Here is a 14,068-nt window from a genome sequence, read left to right on the forward strand (position 1 = left end):
TCTATCCATTTTACAACAATAATCTACATTTATCTTAACATAGATAAACAGCCCCGTTTCTAGTTATAAATAGAAAAGCAGAGGATGCCTTGAAACACCCTCTGCTTGATATGAATAAAAAATGAAATGTATGTTTTATGTTTTAAGATAAAAAATTATGAGCACTCTTGCCCCGTATAAGCATCGAACTGAGTGACGTTTTTTTCTGCTAAAATACCTTTCAATTTTGCTGTACGAGCCAAAGCGCTTCTTGTCGCCTTTAGCTATGTCTTTATTGTAAGAGCGGCCCATGAATGCACTGTGAAGCCCGGCTGAATGCTATCTGAACAAATTCTGAAAGATAGCTGAATAACTTCTAGTTAAACTTGTCATATAAATGTTCAACGTTCTTAACAACAGCTCAACAAATCCAGCGCTTCTCTTTATATTTCCTCAACAATCAAATGATTTAATAAGTGTATGAATACAATTTGGAGGTTATCAACCATGAAAAAACGAGTATCTCTTGGACTATCTCTCACCCTTTTAGCTTCTAGTGCCGCTTCTGCTTTTGCAGCAGAGCATCACCCAGTTCAACATCCAAAACAAATCAAAAGCGTCGAGTTTCAGCCAATGAAAGCACCTACTACGATTGAAAATATGATTAAAACGTATACAGAGGCATCTGTAAAAGTAACGTATAAAGATGGAAGCGTTGAAGAAACGCCGCTTAACTATAACCAGCTCTTTCTTTCAAAAGATAAAATTGTCGATAATAAAGGGGAATTAATCGCCGCAGGTACACCGATCGATGCAAACGGGGATCCGATTATTGACCGAAGCGTTCCCGATAAGCCATCACCGTACGTATCAGACGCACCGGATTCAAACAGCTTTATCACCATCAACGGTAAGTCTTATATTATTTCACATTATGAATATGAATCTGTTAATAATGCTGGAAAAGAGATTTCCGGTCTTCCCGCTTCAATGACGCTTACACAAGTTGACCGAGATGATAAAACAGGAAAATTAACGGTCAACCATGCTAAAAAAATTGATTTTTCCAATGTAAATGGTTTGTGGACGCCGTGTAATGGCTCTACAACGGATTGGGGTACTCACCTTGGTTCAGAAGAATATGAGCCCGATGCACGTGCTTTTGAAGATCCTTCATCCAGCTCTTATAAAGACGTCACGAACTTCGCTAAGCTTTATTTCGGCGACACGTCAAAAGCAAACCCTTACTACTACGGCTGGATTCCAGAAATTTCAGTGGATGAAAGCGGCCATGCATCCGTCGTAAAACATTACAGCACAGGCCGTTTTTCACACGAAATGATGCAGGTACTTCCAGATAACAAAACCGCTCTTTTTGGAGACGATGGGTCTAATACCATGATGTTTATGTATGTAGCAGATAAGGAAAAAGACTTCTCAGCAGGAACTCTTTATGCGGCAAAGTTTAAACAAACGAGCACAGAAAATGGAGGTAAAGGCGACCTTCAATGGATTAAGCTTGGCCATGCAACAGACAATGAAGTGAAAACAATAATCGACAAAGGCACAAAATTTAGTGATATTTTTGAAACAGCTGACCAGCCTAAAAAAGGATTTAAAGCTGTGAAAACCGCTGCAAGTAAAAAAGTTGAATACCTAAAAGTAAAGCCTGGTATGGAAAAAGCAGCTGCCTTTTTAGAATCACGCCGATACGGTGCAATTTTAGGTGCAACATCTGAATTCAACAAGATGGAAGGACTAACGGTTAACAAAAAAGACAAAAAAGCGTATATGGCTATTTCTTACCAAAATAGTGCCATGCTAAAAGAATCTGGCGCTGTACAAGATGATATCCAGCTTCCAAAATTAGAGTCTGGTGTGACCTACCAGCTGAACTTAGGATCGCATCAAAAAGACCTAGCAAACGGCAAGATTAACAGTCGCTACGTTCCTGCAAGCATGGAAGGGCTACTGATTGGACAAGACCTAGAAAAAGCAGATGCATACGGTAATACAGCGGACCCAAATAAAATTGCCAACCCTGACAACCTTACGTATTCAAATAACTTAAATACACTGTTTATCGGAGAAGACAGCTCACTGCATACAAACAACTTCGTATGGGCTTATAATGTAAAAACTAAAAAACTATCACGCATCCTTTCAGTTCCAGTGGGAGCAGAAGCAACAGGACTTCGTGCAGTAGAAAACATTCAAAACTCTCGCTACGTACTAAGCAACTATCAGCACCCGGGCGAGGACATCAGCGACAAAAGTATTACCGCTGTTGATAAAGAAGAGCTAGCTAATGCAATGAAAGAAAGCATCGGCATTCAAGAAACTGGCGGTGTCGGATACATTTCTGGACTGCCTTCTAAGGACGGCGCTCCTTACAAAAAGCATTAATATGTAATGAAGCCACGTCTGTTGTGCAGTGACAGACGTGGTTTTTTATATAGTCGAAGTTATTTATAAAATCGTTTATCGTAATCATAATTATGGTGAATACTTTATAATATCCTTGGAGAAAGTGCCTACACACAAACCAAATGCTTTAGGATATTTATTCGCGAGTATCCGGTACATGCCTTCAAGCTTGCTTTTAATTGCTTACACCCCACTAATACTAGATATAAAAGTTGTTTCAATAAGTATTTCCAGCAAAACAAAACCACTCGTTCCCTTGCACTTTTCCTCCCATACCATTAAAGTATATATTGGTTGAAGTTTATACTAGCATTCAACCTTATAAAAGAAATTACACTTTTTAATTTTGGGAATATGTTTTCCCTAAAAGAAAGGGTTTAGATATAAGATGAAAGATAATTTTTGGCATGAGTTGCCGCGTCCGTTTTTTATTTTGGCACCGATGGAAGCTGTGACGGATGTCGTTTTTCGCCATGTTGTGACCGAAGCAGCACGACCTGACGTATTTTTTACAGAGTTTACGAATACGGAAAGCTACTGCCATCCGAAAGGGAAAGATAGCGTAAAAGGACGTTTGACGTTTACAGATGATGAACAGCCAATCGTTGCGCACATTTGGGGAGACAAGCCTGAATACTTCCGTCAAATGAGTATTGGCATGGCCGAAATGGGCTTTCGCGGCATTGATATTAATATGGGCTGTCCTGTGCAGAATGTTGCAGGAAACGGAAAAGGTTCTGGTCTGATTCGCCGTCCAGATACTGCGGCTGAGATTATCCAGGCAGCCAAAGCTGGAGGGCTTCCAGTAAGCGTAAAGACTCGTCTTGGCTATACGCAAGTTGATGAGTGGTACGACTGGCTGAAGCACATTTTAGAACAGGATATCGTGAACCTTTCTATTCACCTTCGTACAAAAAAAGAAATGAGCGATGTTGACGCGCACTGGGAGTTAATTCCGGAGATCAAGAAGCTTCGTGACGAAATTGCGCCTCATACGCTACTAACAATTAACGGTGATATTCCTGACCGCCAGAAAGGTCTTGAACTTGCGGAGAAGTACGGCATTGATGGAATCATGATTGGACGCGGAATTTTCCATAATCCGTTTGCGTTTGAAAAAGAAAAGAAAGAGCACACAAGCGAAGAGCTATTAGAACTTCTTCGCCTGCAGCTAGATCTTCATGATAAGTATTCTGAAGAATTAGAGCCGCGCCCTTTCAAACCGCTTCGACGCTTTTTCAAAATTTACGTTCGCGGATTCCGCGGTGCAAGTGAATTAAGAAATCTACTCATGAGCACGGAAACAACTGACGAAGTGCGTGCGTTGCTTGATGAGTTTAAAGACAGAGCTGGAGTGAAAGAAGACGAAGGTTTTTCTGTTTCTTAAATAAGATCTCGTTTGTTTAAACTCAATTGTTCTAACATTTTATCGGAGAGAAGAACCTCTTGTTCTTTTTTATAGACGTATGCTATTTATCCACATATGATAAAAGCTGAGGCAGAAGGTTTTACATTTCCTTCTGCCTCAGCTTTTAATGAAAAAATATCCACACGATCTATTTATGATAAGGTTCATTTCGAATAATACGAAAAGCTCGGTAAATCTGTTCTACTAATACTAGGCGCATAAGCTGATGAGGAAACGTCATCTTTGAAAAAGAAAGGGCTGCGTTTGAGCGTTTCATTACTTCGCTGCTTAAACCAAGCGACCCGCCAATGACAAACGCTACTTTGCTTTTTCCGTAGGTAGCTAATGAATCAATTTCTTTTGCGAGTTCCTCGGAAGACTTTTGTTTTCCGTTAATAGCTAATGCGATCACATAAGTATCGTCTGAGATTTTCGCTAAGATGCGCTCTCCTTCTTTTTGTTTTACCTGTTCCATTTCAGATTCACTTAAGTTTTCTGGCGCTTTTTCATCTGCAAGCTCAATAATTTCCACTTTTGCATAGCTTGATAAACGCTTTAAATATTCTTGAATACCTTGTTTTAAGTATTTTTCTTTTAGCTTTCCAATGGTTATAATAGAGATATTCACAGGCTATTCTCCTCTCCTTTATCTCTTATCCACAGATATTATCCACATATCCACATGTTATATCCACATTTTGTATAAGAATATTAGTTCCCTACTACATATACAGCTTCATTTTCACAATATTCACAGCTTTTTTTGTCAGTGGAATTTTCTATTTTTTCAAAAACCGGCGCTAGCTCAATCTCATCTACCATTACATCCAGCGCTAGTTCTGTATGTTCTAAACAGCAATATATCTTCATGTATTTATCTTCCTTTCTCTATTCTTTTCATTAAAAAACCACAGGAGTTTATCCCCTGTGGATAACTTTATTTTACTTCATTTGACGCGTTAATTTTACTTCTGTGGATTTCTTTTTGCCATCGCGATAGAACGTTACGTTCATTTTATCGCCAATTTCTTTTTCAATGTAGAGGTGTTTGCGAAGTGTCGCAATGTCCCTTACTTTGCTGTGATCTAACTCAACAATCACATCATATTCCTTTAATCCGGCTTTAGCGGCTGGCGAACCTGGCTCAACTTTTAGAACAGCGACTCCGTTTACTACATCATGCGGTAACTTAAGGGTTTCTTTTAAATGATACCCTGATACCTCACTTAATGATAGTGTACTAACTCCAAGATACGGACGTCTGACTTCACCATATCGTTCTAAGTCATTAATAATGGGCCTAGCCATGTTGATTGGAATCGCAAGACCAATGCCTTCTACTGCTTCTTGAGCAATTTTCATGGAATTAATACCGATTAATTCACCATCAATATTAACAAGAGCACCCCCGCTATTACCAGGGTTAATGGCGGCATCTGTTTGAATAACTTCTGATTGCCAATCAGGATTTCCATCGCCATTCAAATCTTGAGGAATGACACGGTTAACCCCTGAGACAACTCCTTGTGTAACGGAGCCAGAAAATTGAAGGCCTAGCGGGTTTCCGATAGCAATCACTGGTTCACCAGCTTTAAGCTTATCAGAATTTCCGAAGGTAGCCACTTTTGTCACGTGGCCTGCGTCAATTTCAAGAACTGCTAAGTCCATTAAATCATCGCTGCCAAGAATTTTAGCCGATACCCTTGTACCGTTACTGAAGCTCACTTCAATTTCGTTAGCGCCTTTAATGACATGATAGTTTGTCACAATATAAGCTTTGTTGCCTTGTTTTTTGTAAATAACACCTGAGCCCGTCCCGGCATCAGTTCGTTCATCATTCCAAAAGCTTTCAGAGTTCTGAATGTTTACAACTCCTACAACTGCTGCATTGACTTCAGAAACAGCTTTTGTGACGGCCGTAGTGACGTCAAGAGATACTGACTTTTGAATGGTAGACCCTGTTTGTTCATCTCTATTTTCATCCGTCATCCACCCATCTGGTAAAATCCCGTTCCTCACCAAGGCTGGCATAAGAAGCAGTACAATAAGTGCACCTATAATTGCTCCAATCAGAGCAGAAGCGAAATATCCTCTGCGGCGTTTAGGCGGCCGACTATTTGGCTCTTGGCCTTCATCATAATGTTCCACACTATCACCGAACCCTTCATTTATCATCGTGAATGTCTGCATTCACGTACTAAATGAAGTTATTTTTCGCTTCCTTTCTAGAGACTATACATAAACAATATCAGTTGGTCTTTTTGGATCAGTATCACATAGGAGAATATTGTCCTCTACATTGATGTCTTTCTGTTGTAACACTTGTGCAACCGACATGCGGGCAATTTCCTTCATGTTATTGTCTTGACTCAAATGCGCTAAGTAAATGCGTTTGGTTTGATCTCCAATCACATCTGCCATTGCAAGAGCCGCGTCTTCATTTGATACATGTCCCACGTCGCTTAGAATTCGTCTTTTAATGCTCCAAGGGTATCGCCCCATTCTCAGCATTTCAACGTCATGATTGCTTTCAAATACGTACATATCGCTATTTTTAATCGTACCTTTCATGCGGTCACTTACATAGCCGGTATCCGTAATAAGGGTTAATTTTTTAGATCCTTCATGAAAGACATAAAACATAGGCTCTGCAGCATCATGCGAAACGCCAAAAGACTCCACTTCCAATTGACCAAACGATTTCGTTTGGCCAATTTCAAAGTGAAACTTCTGTTCTGTATCAATGTTGCCAATCAAGCCATCCATTGCGTTCCACGTTTTTTCATTTGCGAAAATAGGGAGCTTATATTTACGTGCCAGAACACCTAGTCCTTTAATATGGTCACTATGTTCATGAGTCACTAAAATTCCTGATAAATCCGGGATATTGCGATTTACTTGTTGAAATAGAGCTTCCATTTGTTTTCCGCTCAGCCCTGCATCAACTAGTAAGGAATGTTCTCCATCACTTACTAAAATCGCATTTCCTGTGCTCCCACTCGCTAGCACGCTGAAATGCAGGCTCATTTATCTCACTCCAAATACTTATTTATTTCCTTTTTTAATAATCTGCCCTTCAAAGGCATTTACAAAATAACTCGTATCTCCATTTACAACAATGTGCCAAGTTGGTGCTAAAACTTGAGAATTTAGTAGTGGCAGATCAAACGTATAGTACCCAAACTCTACTTTTGTTACAGAATCTTTCTTTTTCAATTCACCCTTCAAAAACAAATTTTCTAATGCTTTTAAAGGCGTTAAAACATCCTGCTCATCATCTAACGTTTTCACAGAACCTAGCATCGTTTGTTCATACGAAATAATTTCACCTTTATCATTTAAATGAGCAATAATCATGCCATTTTCATTATCAAAGATTTTATGCTTCTTATATTGTTGAAAGAATGTAACTGTTTTTTTCTCTTTGTTAACATTCCATAGCTCATAATCCTTACCCGAGAGCACATACCGTTTTAGAAATTGACTTAGCTTTGCTTCGGGACTTTTTTCAGGTACTGAAAAAGGTTTGTCTAGTACACTTCGAATTGTTTTTTCCTCAAGCAGCGCTGCTTTTTGTTCTTTAAGCTTTTTTAAATCTTCATCTTTAAACAGTTTGCTTTTAGCATTTAACGACGAAGCTTCCTTCACATCTACAGGTAAATGTTTATATTCAATGCCTTCACTCGTTAATTGTTCTTCAACGCTCGACTCCACAAATAGAGAGTACTGATCTTCTTGATGAGTTTTAAAAATCTGATAGCCTAAGTAAATATTAAGGATCAAGAAAGTGAAAATAAAGATGGTTTTTGTTCTATTCCAATCCATCGTTATCGCCTCCTTCGGTCGGCGGTGCAATTCGATACCACTTACTATTATAATAATAGAACCAAGAAGGAACGAGTTTGACAGAGTTAGAATTAAACTCAACCGTCTTTTCACCGGTTTTTGGCTGCTGGGAGACTTCTTCTAGCTGATAGCCTATTGAAATATCTTTTAACAGATTCGGGTCAAAGTTTTGGTGTTTTTCAATTAATTGAATCACCTTTTGAGATGACTGCAGCTTTTCTACACTCGAATCCTGTACTCTCACAAAACGATAAAGAGGACGACGGTAATTTAAAATCTCCGCATTTCCCCATCTTTGATATATTTCAGTCATTCCCTGATTGCTGTACACTGGATAGTTATCTTTATAATAACGATAGCTAATTTCTTTTGTAATACGATTCCAGCTGTTGAACCTGTAATTAGATTCCGTCCAGCCGCCGTGGTCATTAACGAAGCTAAAGCTGCGGTTTATTAAATTATAATCTTCCATTACTTCGGTCGTGGAATTTACAAGATTCACATATTCCATCACATCTGTCTTCGTATTAACATTAATCACTTTTGTACCTTCGGTGTAGACATCTCGGTTTGTAGACGTTTCTTTCCGTGCATAGTCTGGGTTGTTAAAAAGCGCTTCCTTATATTTTTCAATATCTAAATGCCTCATGCTCGTATAGTAGACTTCACTATTCATCGTGATATTGTTTTCTGGAAGGAAGATATACCGATTTTTGTTTTCTTTATATACAAAGCTCGGGGCATACGTACGTTTCATCTTATCTTCTAATTCTTTGATATCATCTTTGGCCAAATTCTTGACTGTAACCGAATAAATCTTTTTTTGCTCATAATTCACAAGATACACGCTCACGAAAAATGAAGGTGTACGCTTAATTTTAATGAGTACACGGTCAAATGTTTGATTAGGCAAAGACGTTTGAGAAAATGAAAAAAGCTGTTGAAATGTTTTCAAAGGCAGCGCGTCTGGATACAGCACTTCAATAGAATTACTGCCATGGACATAATTTAAAAATCCATCAGGAGAAATAGCATCCGAAACGTCCGTCACGTTCGAAAATTTCCACTTTTTCATTTCATTTACCCATTTGTTTACATCATCTTCGTCGTGAGACATGTAGTGATTATCGTTTCGATGATAGAGAACTTCTGTTGGAAGAATATGATCTTCTATTTTACTTTTTGAACTCACTTCAACTTCCTGCAAATGTTGATTTTTTGAAATGACCTTATAAGAAGGCTGATACGTCCATATATGATACGTCATAATTAAACTGGAAGCGACGAGAACAACTAAGATGGCCGTTTTGATATGTTCATATCTCATTCCCATTCGTCATCATTCTCACTTTCAATCGGAAGAGTAAAGTAAATCGTTGTTCCTTTTCCTTCCTGACTATCTGCCCAAATACGTCCATCATGTGCTTCAATAATTTCCTTGGCAATAGCAAGCCCTAATCCTGTTCCGCCTAATTTACGCGTTCGTGCTTTATCTACACGATAGAAACGTTCGAAAATTTTAGCTAAATTTGATTTTGGAATTCCCATACCTTGGTCTTTAATGCTCACAACAATTTCATGCGTATGCTGAGCAATTGAAAACGTAATGGTTCCGCCTTCAGGTGAATATTTTATTGCATTGGAAATAATGTTATCTAATACTTGTGTAATTTTATCTTGATCGATAGCGACATAGATTGCTTCATTTGGCAAGTCGCGCACGAACGAAATGCCTTGTTCAATTGTCATTTCAAAGCGATCAATGATGTAATGATAGAACTTCACAAAATTGATTGGGTCACGACTAAATCGGTAGTCTTGGCTATCTAGCTTAGATAATTGAAGCAAGTCGTTAACGAGACGAATCATTCGTTCTGTTTCCGTTTGCGTTACATTTAAAAATGTTGGAGCTAAGTCCTTATCTTGCCATGCTCCTTCTGCAAGCGCATCTAAATAACTGCGCATCGTTGTTAACGGCGTACGCAATTCATGTGAAACATTCGCTACGAATTCTCGGCGATCTTGATCAATTTTCTCCTGCTCTGTAATATCATGCAAGACAATGATAATCCCGTTAATAAAACCGGTCTCTTTTTGAATAGCGGAAATGGTAGCTCTTAAAATAAAGGGATCCGATTTTGTACTAAAGTCCAAAATTAATGACTCTTGATTAGCGAGCAAGCTTTCAAACGTATGCGTTTCTTCAAGATCTAGTAGGGAAACAACTGGATCAGACAAAACCGTTTCACGTGAAACATTTAGCATAGCGGCAGCTGGATCATTAATTAAAATTACTCTTCCCTTTCGATCCGTGGCAATAACGCCGTCCGTCATATGAGCTAATACCGAACTAAGCTTACGGCGCTCCCCTTCTGTAGTTGCCTGTGCTTCTTGAAGCTTTCTTGTTAAGTTGTTGAATGTGAGAGCTAGCTGACCAATTTCATCATACCCGTATACCTTAGCTTTTCTAGTAAAATTTCCTTTGGCCATCTCAAGTGCTTGTTTTCTCATTTCAGACATTGGACGAGTAATCGTCTGAGCTAAAAACACGCCTAAAATAGCTGTAATAAAAAGAGCAATCACCGTACCTGCTTTAAAGATCTGATTGATATTACTCATTTGATCGTAAACAGGCTCCATGGAAGCTGTTAAGTAAATAGCACCTAAGATTTCTTCGCTAGACTGAACTTTTCCATTTTTATTAGTTGAATTTGATTGACTGGCACCTACTTTATCCTGTAAACGAATAGGCTGTATCATAACTCTGATTCGCTGTCCGCTTTGATCAACAAATACATTATCAGAGTTTGTTCCTGCTAACAACGCATTTGTAATCGCTAAATCATTAGTCTTTTTACCTATGATCTGTTGAGGATTTGAGTTCGATGTAGCAATGATTCTTCTATTTTGGTCAATGACTCTTACTTCAGAGATGTCATTCATATCATTTGAAGCTAAATTGGGTCTTGAAGCAAAATCTCGTAAAATAGTCTTTAAGTCTTCCTCAAGAGTGGGTGAATCATCATCACGATTTTTCACCATTTCTTGTCCAATATTATACGTCAGCAAGTCTGTCCGCTCTTGAAGAGACGTTCGAAAGTTGTTAACTAATTCTTTTTCTAATTGTCGTGCAAAATAGACCCCAATAATTTGCATCGCAATTAAAATGAGCAGCACATAAATCAATACAAACTTTAAATGAATAGATTGCAGGAGCCTTACTTTCTTCATCTAAAATTACTCCTGCTCTGGGCTGCGTAAATAATAGCCTACTCCACGTCTTGTTACAATCCACATTGGATGGCTTGGATTATCTTCAATTTTTTCACGTAATCTTCGAACTGTTACATCTACCGTACGCACATCACCAAAATAGTCATAACCCCATACAGTTTGAAGCAAGTGTTCACGCGTCATGACTTGTCCAATGTGCTTCGCTAAATAATGCAGCAGCTCAAATTCACGGTGAGTCAGTTCAATCGTTTCTCCGCGCTTAGACACGATATAAGCATCTGGGTGAATAACAAGTGCTCCAATCGTAATTTCATTCGTTTCGCTTTCTTCCGTTGGAACAGCTACCTGCTGATGTCTACGTAAATTAGCTTTTACACGTGCTAATAATTCACGCGTACTAAACGGCTTAGTTACATAATCATCTGCACCTAATTCTAGACCTAAAACTTTGTCAATTTCAGAGTCTTTTGCTGTTAACATGATAATTGGCATATCATATTTTTTGCGCACTTCTCGGCAAACTTCCATTCCATCTTTCTGAGGAAGCATAATATCTAATAAAATCATTTCAGGCTGTACTTCTTCCACTTTTTCAAGTGCTTCTACGCCATCATAAGCACAAAATACTTCGTAACCTTCTTTTTGCAAATTAAACTTTAAAATATCTGCAATCGGCTTTTCGTCATCTACGACTAAAATACGTTTATCCATGATCATCGTTCTCCTTTATTAGTTGAAGCAAAATATAAAAGATAGTATTCATACTGTTTGAATACCGTAGTTTTATTATACTTGATAACCCTTGAAACGTCACAAGTTCATCCTCTACTATACATGAAGATATATGATTTTCAACCATCTCTAAATACAAAAGTAATATATTACCACAAAAGAGATACAAAGCAAATAACGTTTTCTTTTAAATGTAAATAAAAGAAAAAAGCATGACTTTAAATAAAGTCATGCTTTTTGATGGCTCGGGACGGAATCGAACCGCCGACACAAGGATTTTCAGTCCTTTGCTCTACCAACTGAGCTACCGAGCCAAAATNAATTATAAAAGTTAATTACTAAAAGTAACAAAAAGAGCATAAAAGCTTTACAAGATAAATGTATCGTCATATAATACTTTAAGCAAGTAAAGTTACTTACTTTTAGTAAGCTGATGCATCAATTAAAAAAGATAAATGTAGTGAAGTGCTAAAAAAAACAGTTGTTCATGTGAGAGATTGAGCACAATGTGAAAATAGTAGATAAGTGAAAGACACATAAGAGGAGGAAATGACTGTGATTAACCAAAAAGTTGTTTCAATTTTAAAAGATAAAATTAACGTAGTAAAAAATGAAGACCATTTTATTTATATAGTAGGACCTATTACGCTCCCTGTGAATCTGGATGGCGAGACACAAGTATTTAGTTGGTATTCATGGTTGCGTTCTGATAATGTAAAAGAAGGATCTTTAAGTACGGAAGAGCTTATTGAAAAAATGCAAGGAGCTAATTTAGCTGACATGCAGCAATCTAGTGTTCTTGTGTACGGAGATTTTCAAGAATCGCATGAGGCACTCATTCGTATGCACAGTATCTGCCATACGGGAGATATATTCGGAAGCAAACGCTGCGACTGCGGTTTTCAATTAAAACAATCAATGAAAATGATCGTCGAAAATGGGAGCGGAGCGCTATTTTATTTAGCAAATCATGAAGGACGCGGCATTGGCCTATTCAGCAAAGCAATGGCATACGTTCTTCAAGAAAACGGATTTGATACGGTAGAAGCGAATAAAGGGTTAGGATTTGAAGATGATACTCGCAGCTATAGTGATGCCATCAGCGTGTTAAAAGTGCTGCGCCAAAAACCGGTTACGCTGATTACCAATAATCCAAAAAAGCTAATCGCGCTTGAGAAAAACGGCGCACTTTTATCAGGGCGCGTTCCACTTTGGGGAGATGTATCGCAGTTTAATGAAAAGTATTTGGATACTAAAGTTAAACGTTCAGGACATTTAAAAGAGGAGGTTCTTCTTTGATCAATCACGAATTTTATATGAATATAGCTTTACAAAACGCAAAATCAACAAAAGGACAAACAGAGCCAAATCCGCTTGTAGGATCGGTCATTGTAAACGATAATCGAATCGTTGGAATTGGTACGCATTTAAAAGCTGGCGAACCGCACGCTGAAATTCACGCGCTGCGAATGGCTGGCGAACAAGCAAAAGGAGCGACTGCTTACGTAACGCTAGAGCCTTGTTCACACCACGGGCGTACAGGTCCTTGTGCTGAAGCGCTAGTTGAAGCCGGTGTAAAAAAAGTGGTCATAGCAACTTTAGACCCGAATCCTTTAGTAGCAGGTAATGGAGTCGAAATTTTAGAAAACGCAGGCATTGAAGTTATAACAGGTGTATGTGAAGAAGAGTCACGTCAAATGAATGAGGTCTTCAATAAGTATATTGTAACGAAGAAGCCGTTTGTTTCATTAAAGTCAGCGATTACGTTAGACGGTAAAATAGCAACTGCTTCTTCTCACAGCAAGTGGATTACGTCTGAGGAAGCTCGTTTGGATGTACATCAGCTGCGTCATGAAACAGCGGGTATCTTAGTAGGGGTGAATACGGTCATTAAGGACAACCCTGAGCTGACAACTCGTATTGAAGGCGGCCGCAGTCCAATTCGTATTGTGATGGATTCAAAGCTGCGCATGCCGCTTGAATCTAAGCTAGCAACGGATTCTTTAGCTCCAACGTGGATATTTACAAGTCAGGGCTATTCAAAAGAAAAAAAAGAACAGCTCGAAAAGCAAGGCGTCGAAGTATTTGTTACATGCGGTGAGGACAAAGTAAATCTTGAAGATATGCTTTCTATACTAGGTGAGAAATTTGTGTCGTCTCTTTTAATTGAAGGAGGGGGCGAAGTGAATGCCGCATTCGTGGAAAATCGTTTAATTGATAAATTGGTGCTGTATATGGCTCCAAAGCTTTCAGGAGGAAAAGAAGCTCCTACTTTCCTAGAAGGAAAAGGCATAGAGAAAATGTGGGACGCAGTGGACGTGGAGCGTCTTTCTGTGACGTCAATCGGCAAAGACTTTAAATTTGTTGGATATCCTGTTTATAAATAAAAATGTGAATGAGAATGGAACAAAAATATGTTAGTTGAAGAAGATCCGAACGATT

Annotated in this window: 12 protein-coding genes and 1 tRNA gene; 4 read left to right on the forward strand and 9 right to left on the reverse strand. The window is 38.5% G+C overall.

The annotated features are described in order from the left end of the window. The first annotated feature begins 486 nt into the window (after window positions 1-486). Window positions 487-2,385 (forward strand): PhoX family protein, encoded by a 1,899-nt coding sequence (locus ACFX4W_RS18230; protein ID WP_043977588.1) that lies wholly within the window; start codon window positions 487-489, stop codon window positions 2,383-2,385. 409 nt (window positions 2,386-2,794) lie between these two features. Next, window positions 2,795-3,793, forward strand: coding sequence for a tRNA dihydrouridine synthase (locus ACFX4W_RS18235; protein WP_028409752.1), 999 nt, complete (start codon window positions 2,795-2,797; stop codon window positions 3,791-3,793). 169 nt (window positions 3,794-3,962) lie between these two features. On the opposite strand, the gene rlmH is transcribed toward ACFX4W_RS18235, so the two are convergent. From rlmH to ACFX4W_RS18280, 9 genes are all read right to left on the reverse strand, one after another. Continuing rightward, entirely contained in the window at window positions 3,963-4,442 is a 480-nt protein-coding gene (rlmH, locus tag ACFX4W_RS18240) for a 23S rRNA (pseudouridine(1915)-N(3))-methyltransferase RlmH (RefSeq protein ID WP_043977590.1), read from the reverse strand. A gap of 83 nt (window positions 4,443-4,525) precedes the next feature. Continuing rightward, a complete protein-coding gene (locus tag ACFX4W_RS18245; protein ID WP_063611556.1) occupies window positions 4,526-4,684 on the reverse strand; it encodes a CxxH/CxxC protein in 159 nt (52 codons plus the stop codon). A gap of 72 nt (window positions 4,685-4,756) precedes the next feature. Beyond that, entirely contained in the window at window positions 4,757-5,989 is a 1,233-nt protein-coding gene (locus ACFX4W_RS18250; RefSeq protein WP_043977633.1) for a S1C family serine protease, read from the reverse strand. Between the two features lie 57 nt (window positions 5,990-6,046). Then, window positions 6,047-6,841 carry an MBL fold metallo-hydrolase gene (locus tag ACFX4W_RS18255; RefSeq protein ID WP_043977592.1) on the reverse strand — a complete coding sequence of 265 codons (795 nt, stop codon included), beginning with the start codon at window positions 6,839-6,841 and terminating at the stop codon, window positions 6,047-6,049. Between the two features lie 18 nt (window positions 6,842-6,859). After that, window positions 6,860-7,639 carry a two-component system regulatory protein YycI gene (locus ACFX4W_RS18260; RefSeq protein ID WP_043977594.1) on the reverse strand — a complete coding sequence of 260 codons (780 nt, stop codon included), beginning with the start codon at window positions 7,637-7,639 and terminating at the stop codon, window positions 6,860-6,862. Further along, the gene (locus tag ACFX4W_RS18265; protein WP_028409756.1) at window positions 7,626-8,993 is read right to left on the reverse strand and encodes a YycH family regulatory protein; all 1,368 of its coding nucleotides are present in this window, start codon (window positions 8,991-8,993) and stop codon (window positions 7,626-7,628) included. The genes ACFX4W_RS18260 and ACFX4W_RS18265 overlap by 14 nt, the downstream gene beginning before the upstream one ends. Next, window positions 8,984-10,891, reverse strand: coding sequence for a cell wall metabolism sensor histidine kinase WalK (walK, locus tag ACFX4W_RS18270; RefSeq protein WP_013059906.1), 1,908 nt, complete (start codon window positions 10,889-10,891; stop codon window positions 8,984-8,986). The genes ACFX4W_RS18265 and walK overlap by 10 nt, the downstream gene beginning before the upstream one ends. A 6-nt stretch (window positions 10,892-10,897) precedes the next feature. Beyond that, window positions 10,898-11,605 (reverse strand): response regulator YycF, encoded by a 708-nt coding sequence (yycF, locus tag ACFX4W_RS18275; RefSeq protein ID WP_013085552.1) that lies wholly within the window; start codon window positions 11,603-11,605, stop codon window positions 10,898-10,900. Window positions 11,606-11,867: 262 nt separating this feature from the next. Beyond that, window positions 11,868-11,940, reverse strand: a tRNA-Phe gene (locus ACFX4W_RS18280). Between the two features lie 235 nt (window positions 11,941-12,175). On the opposite strand from ACFX4W_RS18280, the gene ACFX4W_RS18285 reads away from it, so the two are divergent. Both ACFX4W_RS18285 and ribD read left to right on the forward strand, forming a co-directional pair. After that, entirely contained in the window at window positions 12,176-12,925 is a 750-nt protein-coding gene (locus ACFX4W_RS18285) for a GTP cyclohydrolase II (RefSeq protein ID WP_280559500.1), read from the forward strand. After that, entirely contained in the window at window positions 12,922-14,013 is a 1,092-nt protein-coding gene (ribD, locus tag ACFX4W_RS18290; protein WP_165575259.1) for a bifunctional diaminohydroxyphosphoribosylaminopyrimidine deaminase/5-amino-6-(5-phosphoribosylamino)uracil reductase RibD, read from the forward strand. The genes ACFX4W_RS18285 and ribD overlap by 4 nt, the downstream gene beginning before the upstream one ends. The last annotated feature ends 55 nt before the right edge of the window (window positions 14,014-14,068 follow it).

It is taken from the genome of Priestia sp. YIM B13489, from assembly GCF_042787645.1.
Classification (GTDB): Bacteria; Bacillota; Bacilli; order Bacillales; family Bacillaceae_H; genus Priestia; species Priestia megaterium.